The sequence below is a fragment of the Clostridium sp. 'deep sea' genome, assembly GCF_014931565.1.
In the GTDB taxonomy this organism is placed as follows: Bacteria; Bacillota; UBA994; order PWPR01; family PWPR01.
Map to the genome: position 1 here is coordinate 3,277,560 of NZ_CP063353.1, position 21,596 is coordinate 3,299,155.

The 21,596-nt window shown below is 31.2% G+C and carries 17 protein-coding genes; 15 read left to right on the plus strand and 2 right to left on the minus strand.

Annotation, left to right across the window (positions count from 1 at the left end; all coding sequences use genetic code 11):
- Positions 1–27 precede the first annotated feature (27 nt).
- From IMX26_RS15260 to IMX26_RS15325, 14 genes are all read left to right on the plus strand, one after another.
- Positions 28–1,206 (plus strand): acetyl-CoA C-acetyltransferase, encoded by a 1,179-nt coding sequence (locus IMX26_RS15260; RefSeq protein WP_195159216.1) that lies wholly within the window; start codon positions 28–30, stop codon positions 1,204–1,206.
- A 1,228-nt stretch (positions 1,207–2,434) separates the two neighbouring features.
- Positions 2,435–3,208, plus strand: a complete 774-nt coding sequence (locus tag IMX26_RS15265) for a DUF6754 domain-containing protein (RefSeq protein WP_195159217.1) — start codon at positions 2,435–2,437, stop codon at positions 3,206–3,208.
- Positions 3,209–3,219: 11 nt separating this feature from the next.
- On the plus strand, positions 3,220–3,846 hold the full coding sequence (locus tag IMX26_RS15270) for a hypothetical protein (protein ID WP_195159218.1): 627 nt from the start codon (positions 3,220–3,222) through the stop codon (positions 3,844–3,846).
- A 14-nt stretch (positions 3,847–3,860) separates the two neighbouring features.
- Positions 3,861–4,685 (plus strand): hypothetical protein, encoded by an 825-nt coding sequence (locus tag IMX26_RS15275; RefSeq protein ID WP_195159219.1) that lies wholly within the window; start codon positions 3,861–3,863, stop codon positions 4,683–4,685.
- A gap of 6 nt (positions 4,686–4,691) precedes the next feature.
- The gene (locus IMX26_RS15280) at positions 4,692–5,279 is read left to right on the plus strand and encodes a hypothetical protein (RefSeq protein ID WP_195159220.1); all 588 of its coding nucleotides are present in this window, start codon (positions 4,692–4,694) and stop codon (positions 5,277–5,279) included.
- A 225-nt stretch (positions 5,280–5,504) separates the two neighbouring features.
- Positions 5,505–6,518 carry a type II CAAX endopeptidase family protein gene (locus tag IMX26_RS15285; RefSeq protein WP_195159221.1) on the plus strand — a complete coding sequence of 338 codons (1,014 nt, stop codon included), beginning with the start codon at positions 5,505–5,507 and terminating at the stop codon, positions 6,516–6,518.
- Positions 6,519–6,695: 177 nt separating this feature from the next.
- Positions 6,696–7,520, plus strand: a complete 825-nt coding sequence (locus IMX26_RS15290; RefSeq protein WP_195159222.1) for a type II CAAX endopeptidase family protein — start codon at positions 6,696–6,698, stop codon at positions 7,518–7,520.
- Between the two features lie 157 nt (positions 7,521–7,677).
- Complete coding sequence (locus IMX26_RS15295) at positions 7,678–8,880, plus strand: S41 family peptidase (RefSeq protein WP_195159223.1); 1,203 nt, start codon at positions 7,678–7,680, stop codon at positions 8,878–8,880.
- 155 nt (positions 8,881–9,035) lie between these two features.
- Positions 9,036–10,244: a S41 family peptidase gene (locus IMX26_RS15300; protein ID WP_195159224.1), complete on the plus strand. Its 1,209-nt coding sequence runs from the start codon at positions 9,036–9,038 to the stop codon at positions 10,242–10,244.
- Between the two features lie 39 nt (positions 10,245–10,283).
- On the plus strand, positions 10,284–11,654 hold the full coding sequence (locus IMX26_RS15305) for a hypothetical protein (RefSeq protein WP_195159225.1): 1,371 nt from the start codon (positions 10,284–10,286) through the stop codon (positions 11,652–11,654).
- Positions 11,655–11,854: 200 nt separating this feature from the next.
- Positions 11,855–12,166 (plus strand): helix-turn-helix transcriptional regulator, encoded by a 312-nt coding sequence (locus IMX26_RS15310; protein ID WP_195159226.1) that lies wholly within the window; start codon positions 11,855–11,857, stop codon positions 12,164–12,166.
- Positions 12,167–12,171: 5 nt separating this feature from the next.
- On the plus strand, positions 12,172–12,867 hold the full coding sequence (locus IMX26_RS15315) for a DUF2812 domain-containing protein (RefSeq protein ID WP_195159227.1): 696 nt from the start codon (positions 12,172–12,174) through the stop codon (positions 12,865–12,867).
- Between the two features lie 215 nt (positions 12,868–13,082).
- Positions 13,083–13,892 (plus strand): type II CAAX endopeptidase family protein, encoded by an 810-nt coding sequence (locus IMX26_RS15320; RefSeq protein WP_195159228.1) that lies wholly within the window; start codon positions 13,083–13,085, stop codon positions 13,890–13,892.
- A 258-nt stretch (positions 13,893–14,150) separates the two neighbouring features.
- Entirely contained in the window at positions 14,151–15,428 is a 1,278-nt protein-coding gene (locus tag IMX26_RS15325; RefSeq protein ID WP_195159229.1) for an aminotransferase class V-fold PLP-dependent enzyme, read from the plus strand.
- A gap of 159 nt (positions 15,429–15,587) precedes the next feature.
- On the opposite strand, the gene IMX26_RS15330 is transcribed toward IMX26_RS15325, so the two are convergent.
- Together IMX26_RS15330 and IMX26_RS15335 are read right to left on the minus strand one after the other, a co-directional pair.
- Positions 15,588–16,451 carry a type II CAAX endopeptidase family protein gene (locus IMX26_RS15330; protein ID WP_195159230.1) on the minus strand — a complete coding sequence of 288 codons (864 nt, stop codon included), beginning with the start codon at positions 16,449–16,451 and terminating at the stop codon, positions 15,588–15,590.
- A 144-nt stretch (positions 16,452–16,595) separates the two neighbouring features.
- The gene (locus IMX26_RS15335; RefSeq protein ID WP_195159231.1) at positions 16,596–17,390 is read right to left on the minus strand and encodes an alpha/beta hydrolase; all 795 of its coding nucleotides are present in this window, start codon (positions 17,388–17,390) and stop codon (positions 16,596–16,598) included.
- A gap of 401 nt (positions 17,391–17,791) precedes the next feature.
- On the opposite strand from IMX26_RS15335, the gene IMX26_RS15340 reads away from it, so the two are divergent.
- Complete coding sequence (locus IMX26_RS15340) at positions 17,792–21,496, plus strand: M14 family metallopeptidase (protein WP_195159232.1); 3,705 nt, start codon at positions 17,792–17,794, stop codon at positions 21,494–21,496.
- Positions 21,497–21,596: the final 100 nt, after the last annotated feature.

The window sequence follows — 21,596 nt, forward strand, 5'->3', positions numbered from 1 at the left end:
CGGATAAACAAAAAAGGAGAACAAACCATGAAACAAGTTGTAATTGCAAGTGCAACCAGAACAGCTATTGGTAAATTTAATGGAACTTTAGCAAATGTATCAGCTGTAGAATTAGCTAAAATTGTTATAGAAGAAGCCATAAAGCGTGCGGGGATTCAAGCTACTGATGTTGAAGACGTAGTTTTAGGTAATGTTATCCAAGCTGGCTTAGGTCAAAACGTAGCTCGTCAGGCTGCTATTAAAGCCGGTATTCCTGTAGAAGTACCTGCCATGACAGTTAACAAAGTATGTGGCTCTGGTTTACAAGCAGTAATATTAGCTGCTAGATCTATCATGTTAGGTGATGCTGACATAGTAGTAGCTGGCGGAACAGAAAACATGAGTCTAGCCCCTTACCTATTACCTAAAGCTCGCTTTGGCTATAAAATGGGTAATGGAAAATTAGTAGATAGCATGATTAATGATGGTTTATGGTGTGCAATGAATGACTACCATATGGGTATTACAGCTGAAAATCTAGCACAAAAACACAACTTAACTAGAGAAGAACAAGATATGTTTGCTGCTAATAGTCAACAAAAAGCTGAAAAAGCCCTAGCCGAAAACCGCTTTGCAGCTGAAATAGTAGATGTTGTAATCCCACAACGTAAAGGCGATCCTATTGTATTTAATAAAGATGAATTCCCAAGGGCAGGGGTTACTGCTGATAAATTAACAAAACTACGACCAGCATTTAAAAAAGATGGTAGTGTAACAGCAGCTAACGCCTCTGGTATTAATGATGGTGCGGCAGCAGTAGTTGTTATGAGTAAAGAAAAAGCAGACGAATTAGGAATAACTCCATTAGCAACAATTAAGGCATATGCCTCAGCTGGTGTAGATCCATCAATAATGGGTTACGGACCAGTTCCAGCTGTACAAAAAGCCCTTAAAAAAGCAGGCTTAGAGTTAAGTGATATGGATTTAATTGAAGCCAACGAGGCTTTTGCAGCTCAATCATTAGCAGTAGCTAAAGATTTAAACCTAGATATGAATATTGTAAACGTTAACGGTGGTGCTATTGCCTTGGGTCACCCAATCGGCGCCAGTGGCACAAGAATTTTAGTATCATTACTACATGAAATGGAAAAACGCGACTCAAAACGCGGCTTAGCCACTTTATGTGTTGGTGGTGGTATGGGTGTTACCGTAATAGTAGAAAGATAATGAGTTAAAAAGGACGCTCCCATAATTAAACCTATCTTTGCGTCATACGCAAAAATCTTCACAAAGATATATTATACATATTATCTTTGTAAAGATTTTAGCTATTCCTTAATCTAGGCTCAATTTTGTGAGCCACGGAAATAAGATACTTTCAGTTAGTTAAGGTTATATGCCAATATTTAGGCTCTATAATAAATAGTGTGGGTGAAAAACATCCATACTATTTTTTTTGATATAATCGTAGGGCACGACCTCGTGTGACATCAAATTCAAACAACCAAAAAACAAAATACCCTACCAATCCAATAGAAAAAATAAATTATCTAAAAAACAAAATTTGTAGGGGATGTGCCTCTGTGCCATCCTATTGTATAGTGCCTAGTAAATATATAAATTAACACAAATGTATCCATACTACCAATGTTTTTCGTAGGGGACGACCTTGTGTCGTCCTGTATATGGCATATAAAATAAAATAACCATAAAAACAAAAAACCTTACCAATCCAATAGAAAAAATAAATCACCTAAAAAGCAAAACTGGTAGGGGATGTGCCTCTGTGCCATCCCGTTGTATAGTGCCTAGTAAATATATAAATTAACACAAATGCACCCGTCCCCAGCGTTCGTTTACTTTTATAATATAATTACAAATCCACCACATCCCCAACGTGTCGTCCTGCATATGGCATCTAACTTACCAAAAAAAACAAAATGAAATAATACCTTTACACAATTGTTATGTATATATAATGCATATATACAGTATGTATATGGCTAGTATATGAGCTTTATATAATCTGTAACAATACAGTTTATTGTTATTACAATAATATTATACTAATATACTTCTATTAACGAATTAATATTTATGCAAAATAAGTGTTGACAATCCTAAAATAAGTCCGTATAATGCCTACTTAATATTGAAAATTCTTTAACACGCTAAAGTATAATTCACTTTATTATTGTGCTGTTTATTTTTTAATACATTATAAATAAAGATTTAAAGAGCGGGCTACAGAGTCTGGTTTTTTTGTAATAGCATAATGTATAAAATTAGCTCAATTTAAATATTTATAGATAATTTACACAATGTGATATTGAATGTTCAAGATTAAAATATATTTTTACAATTTAACATCAAAAGGAGTGATAAAAATTTAACTGAGTTATAAATAAAATTCTCTAATTATTAAATAAATAAGTTTTTGGGAAGGAGCTTACTTATGAAAACAGGTGTTGTATTTCAGTTTCTATCTTTAATAGTTATTGCTACTATCATTATTTATAAAATACAAAGAGCTCAAAATGGCCTTGTATATAACATTCGTAATATTTCTGGCTTAGATGCAATTGAAGAGGCTGTTGGCAGGGCAACCGAGATGGGAAGAATGATTCACTTTTCACCAGGAATTGCAGATCTCTCGGGAGTTACCGCATCTCAAACCTTTGCTGGATTAGAAACCCTTGGCATGATTGCTAAACTAACTGCCCGTTATGGTGCAAAGTTATTTGTGTCTATTTGTAGGCCAGTAATATTGCCATTTGCTGAAGAGGTTGTTAAACAAGCTTATATGTCAGAAGGTTCACTTGAGAGCTTTAACGAAGATTGTGTGCAGTATTTATCTAGTGAGCAGTTCGCTTATGCTGCGGCTGTAATGGGAATCATTCAGCGTGAAAAAGCTGCAGCCAGTATTTTACTAGGTGCGTTTTGGGCTGAATCTCTCATGATTGCTGAAGCAGGTTTTCATGCTGGTGCTATACAAGTAGCTGGCTCAGCTAATATTCACCAAATTCCGTTTTTTGTAGCCTCTTGTGACTATGTTTTAATTGGTGAAGAACTCTACGCTGCAGGAGCAATTGCCTCTGGCAACCCTGTAAAAGTAGGTAGTATAGCAGGACAAGATGTCTGTAAGTTTTTTGTAATTGCTATTTTAGTAGTCGGTAGTTTAAGCATAACTTTTGGCAGTAATCTAATAGCTAACTTATTAAATATATAGGGGGAAAAACTATGAAATCTCAGGCAGTAATGATAGCGGTTACTTTTGTATTTGCTTTAATAATAATAATTGATGGTTTTTTCTCGATAGGCTTTATTAGCAAAGCCTCAACTGAAATTCAAAACTGGGGAACAATTATTGCTTCATTCTCATTAGGATTAGCTGCCGTTAACCTTATTCGTGTGCATATTCGCCGTGTTATGCTTCACAGGGGGGAGTGGTACAACTCTATAGCATTACTCTTAGTAATGATAGCTCAATCAATAATTGGATTTGTAGATACCTCTGCTGGCAAAATTTATAACTTTGGTTTTAATAATATAATGACACCCTTAGGCTCTACAATGTTTGCCTTATTGGCTTTTTGGATTGCCTCTGCTGCCTATCGCGCTTTTACAGCTCGTTCTATTGACTCAGCTATATTACTTGTAGCTGCCACAATTGTTATGTTAGGCAATGCCCCCATAGGTGAAACACTGTGGTCGGGATTTGCAGTGATTAAGTCTTGGATTATGGACGTACCTAATATGGCTGCCCAACGTGGAATAATGATAGGTGGAGGTATTGGTGCTATAGCATTAGGCATCCGTATATTAATGGGTATAGAACGAGGCCACCTTGGTGGCGGAGAAGAGTAGGGGGATTATATATTATGAAATTTTTAATGAATATAGATAGAAGAATTATATATATCTTAGTATTTTTAGCAATAGCTATTCCAATGTTAAAGCCAGTTGGTTTGCCTTTTTCCATAAACGAATCTACTCAAAATTTCTTTAATGAAGTAGATGCGTTAAAGCCAGGAGACGTTGTTGTTGTGTCATATGATTACGACCCAAGTTCTCAGGCTCAAATTGAGCCACAGGCTAAAGCAGTATTAAAACATCTGTATAATAAAGAAGGTATTAAAATTATTAACCTGGCATTTTGGCCATCTGGTCCTCTATTTACAGATAAGTATCTTAAAGAAATGCAAGGATCTCATAATAAAGAGTATGGCGAAGACTATGTGTCCTTGGGTTATATAGCGGGTGGAGAAACTGCAATATCTTCTTTTGCAAAAGACATTAAAAAGTGCTTTTCTGTAGACAGATTAGGAAACAAAACTAGTAGCTTAGCCATGCTAAAAAATATCAATAGTGCCAAAGATATTTCTCTATTTATAACCTTTGGCTCAGGTACACCAGGTCTTGCTGAACATATACGCCAAGTTCAAAGTGTTTATGGAACAAAAATGGTGGCAGGTATGAGCTCTGTTTCAGTTGCAGGTTATTTACCATACTATAATGCCGGACAAATTAAAGGTTACTTAAATGGTTTAAGGGGTGCCGCTGAGTATGAGACTCTTTTAAAAGAGCCTGGGGCAGCTACTTCAGCAATGGATTCATTATCTTTTGCCCACATGATAGTTATAGTATTTATTATACTGGGCAATATTGCTTACTTTACTAATCCACAAAGAAAAATAAGGGGGTAAAAGTATATGCTTGGAACATGGTTAGCTGCCATAGGTACATTAGGGCTTATGTCATTTACAATTAAAGAAAATCCTTTTTACAGATTTGTTGAACATGTTTATGTAGGGATAGGTGCAGCACATTCACTTGTTATGGGCTGGGAGTCTTTAAAAACAACTGCTTTTACTCCTATTGCTACAGGTAACTATCTTAAACTGATACCTGTTATTATTGGACTGCTGCTTTATACTAGATTTGCAAAGGGAGCAATATGGATGTCACGTTATCCCCTAGCTATACTAGTTGGTATTGGTACAGGTTTAACTATAAAGGGTACAATTGGGGCTCAAATAATAAATCAAATACAAGCAACCATACTGCCATTAAATAGTATTAATAATGTTATTATTGTATTTGGTGTGATAACAGTGTTAATGTTCTTTTACTTTACTCGTAAAAACGACAATAAAATATTTAATGCCAGTAGCAAAGTTGGTCGTTATGTTATGATGATAGCTTTTGGCGCTTTATTTGGTAATGCTGTTATGGGTAGAATGAGCTTAATGATAGGTAGAGTTCAGTTTTTATTAGGAGATTGGTTAGGCTTACTTTAATAATTATTGTATAAGAGACTATGCTCAATTTTTAGCATAGTCTTTTTTGACTCTATAAACTTTCTTAAAGTTTAGTCTTTAATTGTTATAAACTACCTAAATAGTGGTATATAACATTATATAATTACATATATATTACATTTAATGCAATTGTGAACTAAAGTATTTGTTTTGTAGTAAGTGATTAGTTATAAGTAGTTATAAACTAAAGACTGGAGAAAATAAATGAAATGTAAATTTAGTACTATTGAAAAAAAACAATTAAAGATATTTTTTATAGTAGCCTTTTTAGTTCCTATGTTATTAGGGGTGCTAATGGGCTACAGCTATTATCAAGGAAATAAAGTACATCTTTTTGCATTAACCTTTATGTTATATCCCGCAGCTGGTGTAATATTAGCTATTTATTTTACCAAAGATAAAGACGCCGTTATTCCCCAAAAAGCATATGCAACTCATTTAGTAACAACAGTATTACTTACCGTAATAACCATAGTGAATATTTTTAAACCTTCAGCAAATTTAGATTCACTTAGCCAAGTAATTATTTTAGTAGCTAGTGCACTATTTTTAATATTTGTTCATCATGAAAATCCAGAAATAAAAAAGAAATATAATCTTAATTTTAGGGGTCATGTCCATAAAAAACCTTGGATATACATGTTGTTATTTGTATTATTATATATTACAAGAATTGTTTTTATAGCAGTATTTGATGGTGACTTAGAATCCATAAACACGCTATTTAGTATTCAAACATTGTTAGGTACTTTAAATTTAACTATTGCTTTTGTGTTTAGCTTTATCATGTTTTTTGGTGAGGAATATGGCTGGAGGTACTTTTTACAACCTTTTCTGCAAAAGAGAATGGGTAAACGTTTAGGTATAATTACTTTAGGTGTTATTTGGGGATTATGGCATCTGCCAATTATTATGTTTTTGTATAGTACCGAAACATGGTGTTTAGGTATAATTGGTCAACTTAGTACTTGCATTAGCTTAGCAATATTTTTTGGTTATGCTTACATGAAAACCAAAAACATATGGGTGCCTATTTTTATGCATTTCTTTAATAATAATTTTATAGCAGTACTAGTTGGAAATGTTGATTTTAAATACACTCTCCAGCTAAAAGACGTTGTTATTTTATTAATATCAAACGCAATTATATACGCTTCATTTATATTTGCAAAAGAATATAAAGCCAATAATACAACTAATCATAATGCTTCGTTATAAAATTACAAGCAGTATCTAAAACATAAAAGTGTTTTAGTAAAGTAACTAATTCTTTTAGCACATATAAATAACTATGATAATTATATGCTTATTTATGTAATGTATAATTGACATAATTTAAATTATATAATACCCTTAGTAAAAATTGTTTTCTAAAAATTACGAAAGGATTTGATTATGAATAAACAGTTTAGTTTAAATGTCAAAAAAACATTGGGCTATTTTTTACTGATGATTTTTTTATTACAAGGTTTTAGTATAATAACCTTTTCAGTACTAAAAGGTCATCCGCAAAATGGAAATTTAATTTTATTAATAGATATAGCTATCAGGTTAGCGGTCGCAGTCATTATAGTATTGCTTGTTAAAAAAAATGAAGGATTTTTAGGTATTAAATTAGTTGGTTATATTAATAAAAAATGGATATTGGCAACAGCAGTATTTACTTTTGGATTACATATTTTAAACACCCAACTAACGAACTTCTTTTTACATATATTTCCTTTATCAGATAAATTAATAAGATTAGCTGAGCATTACGATAGTAATTCATCATTAGTAACAATAATACTTAGATTAATTTTAATAGCACCAATAACCGAAGAGCTAATATATAGAGGTATATTTGTGAATGGTTTAAGTAAGTTATATTCTAAAAAAACAACATTCATCCTTACAGCTGTTTTATTTGCAATTTCGCATGGAACTGCCCATCAAATTGCACTTGCTTTTATTACAGGTATATTTTTAGCTTGGCTTTATCTTAAAACTGAATCATTACTATTAACTATAGGTGTACATATGGCAATGAATGGTTTACTGCCTTTTATAAGTCTATTGGGCATACATATAGAAGGATATACTAATGTAAACTTTGCTGTACCATCCTATCATGTTTGGTGGTGGGATATGGTCGGAATTGTGTGTTTAGTTTTAGGTGTTATATTATACAGAAATTGTAATAATAAAATTAATAATGCTGAAATAAACACAAACTTATAAAATGCTAACAAAAAAGAACTATCGTATTTTGTAGTAATACTTAAACGGTAGTTCTTTTATGTTAGACATTGTTTAAAATTACATTTATAGTGGTATATAACAGTAATGTATTTACATATTTTTTTAATACATAATTTATATCATAAAAGGAGAACTAATGAAGAAAAAATACATATCACTAATAATGGTTGTAACATTGCTAACTATGTTAACAGCTTGTTCTACAACTACTACTGCTCTAAAATATACTACCGAGCAAAAACAAGAAGACTTTTTATTTGCATATAACGTGTTAGCAAATGAGTACCCCTTATTTGCAGTTAAACAGCGCCAGCATAAAGTACAATGGTTAGCTAATAAAGACACATATCTTAAGAGAATAACAGAGACCAAAAATGATAAACAGTTTTATAAAGAATTAGCTTTAATTATAGCTGAAATAAAAGATGGACATACCAATGTCGTTTCGCCTACTTTTTATTACTATGTACAAGATTTATTAAAAAATTCAGAAGTAAATAGTGATAAATTTGTTAATGAATTTTTAGTAGAGCCATTAAATGACTCCCAAGAAGACTATAAATACTGGAATGAAGTTTTTGGCAACCCCAAAAAAGTAACTCAAAAAGACATTAAAAACAATACCAAAAAAAGCGTAGATTTTAGTAGTTACCATAATGGAGACACAATATATATTAAGTTTAGTTCCTTTTCAGTCTCAGAAGAAGGCTGTCAGCAAGTATATGATTATATTGTAGAAAACAAAAATTGCTCAAATATAATTATAGATATAAGAGATAACTCTGGTGGCAGTGATTTGCAATGGATAAACAATATAGTATCACCACTAAATAATAATACATATCAAAATAATAAATATATGGCTTTACGTGGGGGAGAGATTAGTGAAAAATACACAAAAATTCTTGGTGGAAATAAAATAGCTATCTGCGAACGCCCAGAGTTACCAAATTACCCCCCAGAAATATCAACAGATTTTAAGTATTTACTTAAAACAGAGCAAAAAATTGTACCCCAAAAACCTATTGGCTTTACCGGAGATATATATGTACTTACTAACAAAAAAGTTTTTTCAGCTGGTGAAGGGTTTGCTACATTTTGCAAACGAACAGGCTTTGCAACATTAGTAGGAGAAAGAACTGGTGGTGATGGTGGTAGTACATCTCCTATTTTTGTTAAGCTACCTAATAGCGGTTTATTACTAAGAATGCGTTTGCAAATGACCCTTAACCCCGATGGTTCAGCCAATGCAGAATACGGAACAGCACCAGATATTGAGGTAAAAGCAGAGCATGCGCTCACAGAAACCTTAAAAATAATTGAGGGTAAAACTGAATAATACCTATTATTATAATATACTAAAGCTATTGCTTTTACTTTAAGTAATAGTTTTTTTATTCCATATTTGTTTCAAACAACAATTATGGTGGTATATTACTATAGTTGATTTATATGTTTCTGCTAAATTTGTAGCAAGTTTAAGGAGAAAATTGTATGATTAAAAAAATAAAATTACTAGTTCCTACTGCAATACTAATATTTTTACTTATTTTATCCACAACAGTACAGCCTATAGGTAATTATAGCTCTCAACAAAAGCAAGAAGATTTTTTATTTGTATACAACTTACTAGCCAAAGAATATCCTTTTTTTTCAATGTTAGAACGTAAATACAACATAAAGTGGCTGGCTAATAAAGATACATATCTTGAGAGAATAAAAGCTACTAAAAATGATACTCAATTTTACACTGAGTTAAAGAATATTTTATGTGAGTTATATGATGGACACACTCATATTGTTTCTCCAAAATTTTATCACTATTTAAAAGAACTAGCTAATGATTTAGAGTTAGATTCTGATAAATACAATAATGAATTTTTAGTAAAGCCATTAAATAGTGCCCAAAGGCATTATGAATTTTGGACTAAAAAATTTGGTTACACACCAAAATCTTTTGAGCAAGAGAGCAACAACGTAAACAAAAAAAATTATATTTTTCAGAAATACCACAATGGAGAAACTATTTATCTTAAAATAAAATCTTTTAAAATGTCACATAAAGAATGTCAACAAGTATATGATTACATAATAAACAATAAAGATTGTTCTTCTATTATTATAGATATTAGAGATAATAAAGGAGGCAATAGTGGTCAATGGCTTTATAATATTGTTTTTCCTTTAAATACTAAATCTCAAAAACATAACATGTATTATGCTTTACGTGGTGGTAAGTTAAGCGAAAAATTTGCTAAGATATTTGGCACAAAATACAAAGTAGAAATGTCTCAGCGTCCAATTTTACCAAACTATCCACCTGAATTAACAACTAATTTTAAATTCATCTTAAATAGAGAAGAAAAAATTAGCCCGAAAGATCCCATTGATTTTATTGGAAAAATATATGTGCTTATAAATAATAAAGTATATTCATCTGCAGAAAGTTTGGCACTTTTTTGTAAAAATACTGGTTTTGCAACTTTAGTAGGTGAACGAACAAAAGGAGATGGTGGAGGTTTTTCACCTATTTTAGTAAAGTTACCTAATAGCGGTTTATTATTAAGAATGCGTTTGCAAATGGTCCTTAACCGCGATGGTTCAGCCAATGCAGAATACGGAACAGCACCAGATATTGAGGTAAAAGCAGCAGAAGCTTTAACAGAAACCTTAAAAATAATTGAACAAAAAACCAATAAATAGTATGATTAAATAGCTTAGAATAAAAAGAGGAGACTCAATATGAAAAAGTTAATTGCTACTTTCGTATTATTAAGTCTAGTATTGATAGGCTGTGAAGTTCAGCAAGCTAATCAAACACTTGACCCTAATAATACAAATGAACATATTTTAGTTGGAACAGATTTGTATTCAATATACCAAAACAATTGGAAACAAAGTAGTGTAGAAGAGGTATTTGCAGTACAAGAGGATTTTTTATCTCGCCCTAATGATGATTTTGATGAAGGTGATGAGCTTTTATATTATTTAACATATCAAAATAAAAATGTAATGATTCAGTATAAAATTAATGGTCAAAAAAATAGAGATATTTATTGTATTGTTTTTAATAATAGCTACTCAAATAATGTAACAAAAGATATAACTATGAGCTCTAAAATTAAAGATGTAATTAATAGCTATGGTAAACCCACTTTTGAAGATGAAAAAAACGAGTTTATAGGCTATAAGTACCCCCAAGAAAATCCAGAGTTTTATATGTTTTTTTCGGGCACAGATGATATTGATCAAATAGCGATATATCCTGTATCTACAATGAACGAAGATGCATTAATAACTAGCATAGCTAACTATGAAGCCAATCAAGATCACTTACAGGCTTTTGATGATTTTGATTTATATTTTGATTATAGTAAAGGAATTCACCCTACTTATAAATATCACTTAGATAGTGTTGGCATTAAGTTAGTATTAACAGTAGGTAGGTATTTAAATGAGCCTAATAAAGAGCCTTATAGTGTTACTATTTACCAAAACTATAAAGGTAAAGTTACTAATACATTAACCATGCCAGAAGATAAAACTAAAATACTAGCCCAAAAAGAAGAGTTACTAACAAAGGGCATAAAATTATCTTTAGACATAGACCCTGTTTATGCAAGTGAAGTTGAAAGGCATAATGAACTTATTGAGTACAAAAATAAAATAGCAGAAAAAGCAGTTAGTTCACCCAATAAAAACATTATTTTATATGAAAAATTTGATCTTGAAACAGGTTCACGAGTAAGACTAATAAAAAAAGAAGCTGATGGAAAAATTAATAACCTTTTGGGTATTAAAGAGCTGTGGGGTGCTAATGAGTTCAAGTGGATTAATGAACGTTATATAGCCTATTCCCAAATGGTTGATTATGATTTAAACAATAGCCTCTTTGGAATATTTATTTATGATACCGTAGCAGAAAAAGAGTTAGTAGTGGAGCATTCAGCAAATAATAAGTTTCAATACTTTACTGATTTAAAAATAGAAGACGGAAAAATAAAATATGAAAGACGACTAACAAAATATGAAAGACAGCTAACAAAAGTAGAAGTTGCTTATAGCATAAATAAAGAGGGAATAATTGAGTTTGATCAAGTAAAAACAGAATAAATTATTTATAATATCAAAAAGTGCTGAATTTAAGAAAAATAAGAACTAGCCTAAAATATGTAGGCTAGTTTTTATAGTTAATAGCTAAAAGCATCTACTAAGCAAAAAATGACAATTATTTCTTGACATGTATCGATTATTGATATAGTATATTGATAATCGATATGATATATCAATATTCGATATGATGGAGGATAACAATGGCCAGAAAACAATTACAAACCCTTACAGAGCCAATGTACTATATTTTGTTAAGTTTATTAACCCCTGCTCATGGTTATGGAGTTATGAAAACTATTTTAGAACTAACTGATGGAAGAGTTAATGTTGGCCCAGGAACTCTATATGCCTTGTTATCTAGATTTGAAAAAGAGGATATAGTTAAAAAAACAACTGTTGTAGACAATAAAAAGTTTTATGCCCTTACAGATAAAGGCTATAAAATTCTCAAAGATGAGCATAACAGATTAAAAAAATTGGTATACCACGGAGACATTTTATTAGGAGAATAAAATACATGAAAACACAAAAGAAAGTGATTAATTTTACCTCTATAACTGAGTACAAAGCTTTAGAGAGCTTTTTTGAAAAAATGGCTAACAAAGGTTGGATGTTGATTAAAGCCAATAGGTATAGCTTTGAATTTTATAAAACTGAACCTACAAAACTCAAATTTAGTATTCATTTATTTCATTATGAATCAGAGAACTGTTATCCTAACAACAAAACAGATCAGGAACTAGCCGATATTTGTGAAGCAGCAGGTTGGAATTTATGTGCCAGTAATCATATATATCAAATATATTGTGCCTATGAAACCGATAATGCTATTGCCATGCATACCGATAGCCGTGAAGAATATCGAATGGTAAGAAACATGTTTTTTAAAACACAATTTATTTATATAATATTTATTTCATTGCTTACATTTATAAATGTTTCAGCTATAGTAAAATATAGATCTCTAAAACTTCCATCTGTATTGCACTTATCTGTTTATTTAGCTAATGATTTATTTATATTTATTTGTATAACACTTGTTATAAATGCTATAGTTTGGTTTACACTAAACAAAATAAACCTCACTAGTAATAAACCGCTGCAGTTTTTGTCACTTAAGGGTGTAGTAATTAAACATATATCATTAATTTCTATTTATATAGCAATAAAAATCTTAAACTATGCAATAAATTACAAGTACCTTGTCTCTTAATTATTAACTATTGATATAAAAGCATAAATAATATATTGCAAAAAAGCAGTTTTATACTGCTTTCATACCTTATATAGATAATAATCTACATAACTAAAACATAAAATAACTCAATCTGTTAATAAAAATACAACTTTACTGGTAAAACTATATGGATAATAAAATATTAGGTAAATATATCCTGATTGCCCTATAACATTTAAGGAGGGATAATATTGAATAAAAAACTGTCATTTTCTTTTTGGTCAGCAGTAGGCTATACAATCTTATTTTTATTAGCTGATAGCATTGCAAGCTCAATATTTTATGCTGTAATAGGAAATCTTAGTATATCTAGTGACCTAAAATTGTCTTTAGGTATTTGTGTTCGGGCTATAGTTTATGGCTTAGTTATAATGTATATTTGCAAAATATCAAAAACTAAACTAAAGATAAATGTTTTAAAAGGACTAAATAAAGGCTATATTTTGCCTACCTTATTAACTGTAGTTGCTTTAAGACTTATTGCAAATACCCTAGTTCAATTATTAGTTATTTTTGTACCTATGAGCGAATCATTAAATAATATCTTTAATAGCTTAATGTTTACAATTCCCTGTTTAAGATTTATTTTTTTTGCTGTTTTAATCCCAATATTAGAAGAACTATTTTTTAGAGTAGTATTAGCAGAGGGATTAACGGCTAATTATAGCCAAACTAAAACAATTATTTACTCAACCCTAATATTTGCAATAGTTCATGGTAATATTTATCAGTTTGTTTCTGCTTTATTATTAGGTTCTTTAGCCTGTTATGTTTATTTAAAAACAAAAAATATCTTACTTCCGGTTTTAGTACATACAGTTTGGAATGGTTTTTATGTAGTTTTGGAGATTTTACCAATAAAGTTTGAGATCAATACTTTAACAGATATATTTAGTGCAAAATTCTTAATAGTTCATGCTTTTTCAGTGTGTTTATTAATAGCTGGTATTATATTACTAAAAAAGCAAAACCAAAGCCCCATAAAAACAATTGAGATGTAGTTATTGTAGGGGGGGATCTCTCTCCTAATTATTTTACACATCATAGTTAATATAAACACCACAACATACCAAGCAAAACTGTAAGGTTAGAATACTCACCCACCCCGTATTAAATGCTACTTAATACCCAAACCACGTAACCATAGGTAAATCCACCCTAGGGTTGCTCAGCGACTCTAGTTGCTTGTCATGCTTGTATCACCAAACCTGTCCCTAAAGCATACAATAAAGTAGCCTATTAAGAGCTAGGAGAAAAAAATGAAACACATAAGGAACTATTTTATTGGTGTTAATAGTCCTATTCGTACAGAGAATAATATCTACCGTGAGAGAGTTTATTTAAATAGTGCTGCCACAGGTCTACCTTTACGAAATGTAGTAAATAAAATAAATAAATTACTACCTTATTATACTTTTTATGAGACAGACAGTTACGCAGGTTTAAAACTAACTGATGAGTACGAACATGTCAGAAATATTGCTTTAGATTATGTTAAAGCAAATAAGCTAGAGAATACCGCAATTTTTGTAAAAAGCTCAACGTATGCTATAAATCTTTTAGCAGAAATAATGCTACAAAATAATCCAAATTCAGTTGTTTTATCGGCAGCTATAAATGGTTTGCCAAGCTATTTACCATTTAAAAATAGGTTTCAAACTGACTTTATAGGATTTACAGCCACTGGTAATGTAAATTTAAACGAGCTAGAGCAAAAGCTTATTTCATACGCTGGTAAAGTTAAGTTAGTAACAATTACAGCAGCATCGAATATAACCGGTATAACTCCTGCAATATATGAGGCGGCAAAATTAGCACATAAATATGGTGCAAAAATTTTTGTAGATACTACTCAATATTTACAACATAAACCATTTACCATAAAACCCAATTCTGCAGATAATCATATAGATTTTATTGCTTTTAGTGCTCACAAGTATTATAGCCCCTATAATAGTGGTGTACTAATAGGGCCTGCGAGTTATTTAGAGATGTTTTGTCCCCCCAATACAGGTTCCTATATAACTAATTTTGTTAGCACAGAAAAAATAATTTATAAAGATTCTCCTTTTAAGTACGAAACAGGCTATGCAAATGTCTTAGCGGTAATTGCCATGGGTGAAGCATTAAATAGCCTTAATTTTATAGGACTAAATAAAATAATGCAGTACGAAAAAAAACTATATGACTATACCATTAATAAACTACAGGAAATAGATAGAGTATTTATCTATGGTCTAGCCTCAAATGAAGTGAATATACCCATTATAAGTTTTAACGTAAAAGGCAGTAATAATCGCAAAGTAGCTTCTGATTTAGGTTATAAATATGGCATTATTATAGGCTCAGGTAATCTAAGTTCGGATATTTATATTCAATATTTACAAGGATTGAGCCCCCAAGAAGCTTACAAACTATACCTTAAAGCGGAGTATCAATCGGTATGTAGAGTAAGTTTGGCTTTTTATAATACCAAGAGTGAGATAGATCGATTTGTAGAGGCGCTAAAGTTTATAATTAAACATAGTGGAAAATAATACTTTGTAGGCATTGCTGTTTTGCTTTATTCTAAAGATTATATACTGCTTTAGCAGTTTCCTATAGCTTTACCTTAACTTAACAAAAAGGCTCTCCTGTACAGGAGAGCCTACATATATTTATTTAACACTTAGTATTATAGAAAAATAGTAACCAGTTTAAAACGAATTTGTATCGGTGGTAATTTGCAAAGCATTTTTTCGTTTAGCTTTAATAAAAAGCAAAGCACCACCAGCCATAATAATAAAACCTAATAAAGTAAACCATAAAGGTTGATGAGCTGATCCATTAGCTGTTAAAACATTATAACCATTAACTTTAATGCCTAAAAAATCTACCACTAAGCTCATGCCATTATGAACCGCGTGAGCTAAGATAGATAATAACAAAGCTTTAGAATTAACATAAAGCCAAGATAAAAATAATCCACCCAAAAATGCTGCAACAAATTGCCAAATGTTTAAATGAACTAAACCAAATAAAAATGCTGTTAAGATAATAGCTTTGGTTTTAGAGTACTTATTCCCTAAACCCCTTAAAATTACTCCCCTTAAAAATAACTCCTCAACGACAGGGGCTGTTACTACTACTGTTAAAATATAAGTAATTACAGGTAACTCACCAATGCTATTAAAGGTCTCTAGCCAGATATCTGTTAATGGAAAAATCAATTGAACAATATTATCTATTTCAGAAACAACTATATTTAAACCTACTGCAAAAACAATAGTTCCTAATACCCAAAATAAATTACTATTGCCTTTTAACCTAATCTTTAACCTCGACCATTTGTTTTTAGTAATAATTAAAATGCAAAGGTATACTGACATATAGCTTATTAGCATTTCTAAATACGAGTTAGAGAAAAAATCAAGTATATTAAAATTAGGGATTATTTTTATAAATGGTATTGTTAATAAGGTTAATGTTAGAATGAGTGCTACTGGAAATAGAACCCACATTACGCAGAGTAATAACGCCTTAATAAAAGACAAGCTAAACTTTCGATCTTCTATAATCATTTCCTCCCTCTCTAAATATATGTTATAACTATATTTATTAGTTAAACAATAAATAAATACTTAAACTAAAAAACATTAACCTAAACATTATAAAATAATATAAATAACATTACCCTTGTTGTAGTACAGATATTAAATAGATAATTAGTTTTCACAGTTAATATTTAAGGCAATAAAAAAATCAATAATACTATTTAGATATTCCTCAAAATTGTCATCTTTTATATAGTGACCACAGTTAGCAAACTCAATATAGGCGATATTATCCCTATCTTTGGTAATTTCAAGGGCTTGCTTAGCATCTAAAACATTAGAATTTTCACCCCTCATTAAGAGTGTTGGGCAGCTTAACTTATGCCAATCTTCTATCCAGTTACCGTTTAAATTTTGCTGAGAGATACCTAAATTATTAATATCACAGCTAAACTTATAACCTGTATCGGAGCTTTGCATTCCTTGCGTAAAATACAGGTAATTATTAATTCCTTGTTTATGTAAAAAATCGTAAACAAGCTCTAAAGAAGCAAATTCTGTGGGCCATAAACTTGTGAAACTTATATCATTATTTATAATTACTCCTGTATCTTCAATAACCAAAGCCTTTACTTTATGGGGGTATTGGGCGGCGAACTGATACGCATTAACAGCACCCAAAGAAAAGCCAATAATAATTGCACTATTAATATTTAATTCATTATATAAAGCTAATATATCACTTATATATTCCTCGCGTGTATAGTTAGTTCCAAAATCACTAGAACCATGACCCTGTTGGTCTAAGGCAATAAACCTAAAACAGTTGGGCAAACTTTGCTGTAATTTTGCGTATGAAGCAGCACATGCAAAGTGACCATGTAAGGCAATTATATTATTATCTTTTCCTCCAAAATCTAGATAAGATAATTTGCGTTCTCTGTTATAAAAAAACTTTCTTTCCATAATTGTTCTCCTGAAAAATATAAGATGTCTAATCATACCATAGTTCTTGTTAGTAATTCAAAAACTACATACTTTAATGTTAATTAAAAATAAATTTTTAACATAGCAATAAATATTACAAAGCAAAAGCTAAACTAAAATAATAAATCAAAATACGCTTTAGCTAAAAGAACCACTTATATTATGGTATCTAAATTAATATAACTAAAAAATTAGTTAAAAATAACTATTATTTTAGCGTAATATCACCATATGTATAGCATTTATGTACACCTATTAAATTGTATGTTAAGATAATCTTGATAATATAAATTCGTAATTTACAGTAAAAACTTAACCGTTTAGCTGGCGGTTTAATTTTGTATATAGTTTAAAATAAAACTAAAATATGGGGTGATGAAATGAATAGTTTAGAGCAACTTTTTACTACAAATGGAGTTCTAATAGACAAAAATGAGGATAACATTGCAGAGGGTTTAAAGGGTGTAATTTATATACCTAGTAAAGTAAACTACCAGTTGTCAGCATTTATAATAGAGTTGAGTGCTCGTTTAGGATACGAGTCAGTAGCTCTTGATTATCCAATAGTTAAAGTGTATGGTGATAACCTTCCTACCGAAATTAAAGAGGGTAGCATAATAGTAACTTCAAATGTTAACTTAAACGCCGATACTGCCTTAATTGAGCAACGTAATAATAACGTTATTATTTCAGCCAACTCTCAAACTGCATGGTCTTGTTTAAGACACTTTGTATGCGGTTTATTTCCTAATATAAACTCAAAATATTCCTTAATCCAGTTACTACAAGATATTAAAAGTGAGCTTAAGACAACTGCTTATATAGAGAGTATTACCTTTAATGCTGCTAGTAACACAATATCATTAATAAAATTGGGTAGTTATTTAAATGAAAGTAACGACCTAATATTAACAGTGCCAAATATTATTGAGTCAATCTGTTTAAATGAAACCGAGCTTAACTTGAATTTTACTCTAAACCCAGCTAGTCAACTTCCAGAAGAAGATCAATACAACACAAATCAAATAAAACTAGATAACCCCTTTAGTAATCACTACATCTCTAAAAAAGCAAAAACACTACCAGCAAAATATAGTGCTCCCGTTATAGTATTAAACGAGATGCCATGTATAGATGAAACGATAGCTTTTGCTAATTTAGCAGCTAGGTTTGCCTTAGAGTCAACTGAACTAGTTACTCCATTAGTTTGTTTAAAAGAAGAACTAAAAATGGGTCAAAATGTTCTGAAAATAAAAATTGAAGAGGGTTATAAACATGCCAAATTTAGTATTTATGATAGAACTTTAATTGTTGAAGGTTCTACTAAAAATATACACCAAGCCGTTAAAGAAATATTTATTAACTATCCTAAGTTAAGCGATAGTGCAATTTATGCGGATTTAACAGACTGGATTTCTAAGGCCTTAAAAGGTGAATCAGCCTTTGGGGAAGTGTTGAGGATACTACAACATGCTAAATATACCGAAGACAATTTAACTGCTTATGTAAATATAGGTCCACTAGATGATAATTTAAAAAAATATAAAAAAGCATTGGCACAAGAAAAAGTGAAATTGCACTCTATGCGCGAGCCACGAGAGGTAATGAGCTGGCAATGTGAGCCTAAATGGGAGGTTACAAGAGCTAAAGAATTATTAGCTGAAAAGCTATATCCTAATTTAAAGGCAAAAGATAAAGTAGAAATAAGGCTATTAGTAAGTGAAGAAAAAACAATAAGAGATAATGTAAAACATCAAGTTATGGCAGATTTAAGAGATTTAGGTGTAAATATAAGTTCAGTTAAGGTAAACAGAGCCTATAAACAAGGCATGTGCTGGATACTTGAAGAAGTTTTGCCTGATATTAAACAAAATAATCTGCATCTTGATATAGCTAAACTTAAAATAGGATTTAAACCATTTTTACCATGTAATAAAACAGAGTGGACTAACGAAGAGGGGGCAACTCCAACTCTTACTCCTGAGCGTAGCGATGACCCAAACAAATACTTTGATTTGCCCACGAGGTTATTACAAGAGCTGTACCCTATAGACGATATTTTGTCATTAGAGCTAGCCTTAAGTCGCGAAAAAATAGAATTTTATGCTCTAGAGCAAGTTGAACATGACTACAAAATTGATTTTTATAATGAATATAATGAACTTATTTACACAGACTCAACAGATGTAAAGTTTAATGAAAGAGCCTATTTAGATGCGTGGCCAGCAATTGGTAAAGTGCACCCCAACACAGGCTGGGTATTGGCGAAAGTAAACGATGAAATAGTTATAGATGAGCGACTAGAAACAGACCTTGAGAAGTTATGGGATATTTATCAAAACAACATATTGCATGACGTTAGACAGTATGTTGAAATAGAGTGTCATAATGATATAACAGCCCAAAAACAACCTTTTTTTAGGGAGCTTAATTTAGAAATAACAGTAAGCGATATAGATTACAAATTACCAATACGTAAAGACTTAATATCTACCTTAGATGCCTTGCATGAAGACATATACTTTGTAGGACTAGACTTTTTCCGAACCTTAGGTTTGCGTAGTAGTGGCCAAAAAATTAGTGAACCAGGCTTAATTCTTCCTAAAATAAACAAGGTATTAGGACAAGGACCAAAACTAAAAGCTACTTTGTTTGCCGAAAAGCAAAAAAAAGCCTGCGTTTTTACCGATAACCAACATCTTGAGTTAGTTAAAACCAAAAACATAGATTTAGCACTTCAATCTATTGAATATACAACCGAAGGAATAAACCTAGAGTACGATGTTGATGGCAATATCGCAGTATTAGAAAACATCTTAGATAATTGGCTTTATTTAGCCCAGCCTGGAGACCCTTTAATACCTGTAGAGTTAGCTAATAAATTAAATTATGTGCGTATTAACTACCGAAATGATGATTTTATGAATAAGCAGTGGAGTTTATGCTTAGCCAACTTAAACCTAACTAAACATAAACCTCTGGAGATAGAGAATATTAATATTCCGTTGCAAGAGGTTATTGGAGTAGAACAAAATAACAGAATACTAAGTGAGTTAGAGCGTGTACCAGACTTAACAGTGTATGAAATAAGTAAGTCATATCAGGGTAGAAAAATACATGCAATAGAAGTAAAGCCTAATTTTAAATCAGATATAATATCTCATACTAAATTACTTAATAGTAAGCCCTGTTTTGTTTTAAATCATAGACATCATGCTAACGAAATATCGGCCACAAACTCAGCCTATAGCATGTTAAAACAGCTATTAACAACTGAACAAGGTAAAAAATATCGTAGCGCACTCAATATAGCTTTAATGCCATTTGAAAACGCCGACGGTGCCGCAGTTCATTACGAATTAATGCAAGATAACCCTGAGTGGAAACTACACGTATCACGCTACAACTCCGTGGGCAAAGAAATAGCCAACGATTACTTTAACAATGATTCACCCTATGGAGAGTGCCACGCTTTACCGTCACTTTATTGTAAGTGGATACCAGATGCCTTTGTAGATAACCATGGTGTGCCATCACATGAATGGGATCAACAATTTGCCGGATATGTAGCCCCTTGGTTTAGAGGATTTTGGCTACCAAGAGCCTTATTTTACGGCTATTTTTGGCAAATAAATAATCAAGAGTTTGTAGAACATAGAGCTATAAGTGAGCAGGTAGCTATTGAGGTTGCCAAAGGATTAAATGAAGACCACGATATAACAGAGCTTAATAAAGACTGGCAGAATAGATTTGTAAAGTATGCAAATCAATGGCTTCCAAAACTATTTCCGGCAGACTATCGTGAAAACCTTATATACTACTGGATACCGTTTAACAAAGACAAAAAAGCGCGTCACTTTGCAGCAAGGTTTCCAGAGTATACTGTATTAGATTGGACTACCGAGGTATCTGATGAAACAGCCCAAGGTGAATACCTAGAGCAATGTAGCAGGGCCTTAGTTATTTCAGATTTTGCTACAATGAAGGTCTTAAGCGAAATACCAATAGAGTTTAATAAACATCTAATATCAAATAAAAGCAAAGTTAAAAGAAGTAATATACGAAAAAGACCAATAAAGTTTTAGATACAGACTGTCCACCAGTAGGGAATCACCTCTGTGTGATTCCTTTGTGGATACTTAGATAGCGTATCTTAATACAGTTTATAAACGATGTACTAAATAA

Coding starts and splice junctions, on each gene's coding strand:
- IMX26_RS15265 (WP_195159217.1), top strand. CDS start 2,435: ATGAAAACAGGTGTTGTATTTCAGTTTCTATCTTTAATAGTTATTGCT.
- IMX26_RS15335 (WP_195159231.1), bottom strand. CDS start 17,390: ATGGAAAGAAAGTTTTTTTATAACAGAGAACGCAAATTATCTTATCTA.
- IMX26_RS15285 (WP_195159221.1), top strand. CDS start 5,505: ATGAAATGTAAATTTAGTACTATTGAAAAAAAACAATTAAAGATATTT.
- IMX26_RS15325 (WP_195159229.1), top strand. CDS start 14,151: ATGAAACACATAAGGAACTATTTTATTGGTGTTAATAGTCCTATTCGT.
- IMX26_RS15275 (WP_195159219.1), top strand. CDS start 3,861: ATGAAATTTTTAATGAATATAGATAGAAGAATTATATATATCTTAGTA.
- IMX26_RS15290 (WP_195159222.1), top strand. CDS start 6,696: ATGAATAAACAGTTTAGTTTAAATGTCAAAAAAACATTGGGCTATTTT.
- IMX26_RS15305 (WP_195159225.1), top strand. CDS start 10,284: ATGAAAAAGTTAATTGCTACTTTCGTATTATTAAGTCTAGTATTGATA.
- IMX26_RS15260 (WP_195159216.1), top strand. CDS start 28: ATGAAACAAGTTGTAATTGCAAGTGCAACCAGAACAGCTATTGGTAAA.
- IMX26_RS15315 (WP_195159227.1), top strand. CDS start 12,172: ATGAAAACACAAAAGAAAGTGATTAATTTTACCTCTATAACTGAGTAC.
- IMX26_RS15280 (WP_195159220.1), top strand. CDS start 4,692: ATGCTTGGAACATGGTTAGCTGCCATAGGTACATTAGGGCTTATGTCA.
- IMX26_RS15310 (WP_195159226.1), top strand. CDS start 11,855: ATGGCCAGAAAACAATTACAAACCCTTACAGAGCCAATGTACTATATT.
- IMX26_RS15270 (WP_195159218.1), top strand. CDS start 3,220: ATGAAATCTCAGGCAGTAATGATAGCGGTTACTTTTGTATTTGCTTTA.
- IMX26_RS15340 (WP_195159232.1), top strand. CDS start 17,792: ATGAATAGTTTAGAGCAACTTTTTACTACAAATGGAGTTCTAATAGAC.
- IMX26_RS15330 (WP_195159230.1), bottom strand. CDS start 16,451: ATGATTATAGAAGATCGAAAGTTTAGCTTGTCTTTTATTAAGGCGTTA.
- IMX26_RS15295 (WP_195159223.1), top strand. CDS start 7,678: ATGAAGAAAAAATACATATCACTAATAATGGTTGTAACATTGCTAACT.
- IMX26_RS15300 (WP_195159224.1), top strand. CDS start 9,036: ATGATTAAAAAAATAAAATTACTAGTTCCTACTGCAATACTAATATTT.